The organism is Mesorhizobium vachelliae, assembly GCF_033977325.1.
GTDB lineage: Bacteria > Pseudomonadota > Alphaproteobacteria > Rhizobiales > Rhizobiaceae > Mesorhizobium > Mesorhizobium vachelliae.
Genome location: NZ_JAVIIR010000079.1, coordinates 1 through 609, shown reverse-complemented (window position 1 = coordinate 609; position 609 = coordinate 1). Strand labels below are relative to the sequence as shown.

1 protein-coding gene is annotated in these 609 nt (G+C 62.4%); it reads left to right on the top strand.

From position 1 onward, the window contains the following. Nucleotides 1–570: Ulp1 family isopeptidase (locus tag RFM41_RS34100; protein ID WP_320319363.1), on the top strand; the 570-nt coding region annotated here is incomplete at its 5' end. Nucleotides 571–609 lie beyond the last annotated feature (39 nt).

Here is a 609-nt window from a genome sequence, read left to right as displayed (position 1 = left end):
CTAGGCGCCACGGAATGGCTGAACGATGAGCATATCCAGAGAGATTACGAACTTCTGGCGCAGGAGCTGCAGAGGGAAAATCCAGATCTCGCCGCCCGAACGCGGCTCGTCGACCCGCTGATAGCCCACTACCATCTGCGCCTGGGCTCCGACAATGCCGCGCTCAGGGCTTTCCAGCGCATCGTCTATGATCGCAATGGCAACGACATTGCCGACTTCATGTTCCTGCCTGTCAACGATGCCAGCGCTACCGATCCTGACCGCCGCGGCAGCCACTGGTCGCTGCTTATGGTTGATCGACGCGAGCGGGAAAGGCCGGTTGCCTATCATTACGACTCCGCCGGGCGGCTCAACGCCCAGCCCGCGGCACAGCTCGCACGACGGCTGGGAGCCCACCTGGAGCCCACCCGTATCACCCAGCAGCAGAACGGCTACGATTGCGGCGTCTTTGTGCTTGACGGTACGAGGGCGCTGGTCGGACGACTGGGGCAAAGGCGGCAGCCAGCCAGGCTGCACCTCGACTATCTTGCCGTTGATCGGCAGGCACTGCAAAACCGACTGCGGGGCTGATGTCGGCCTCTGCTGGTCAAAAAGCGATATACCGACCGA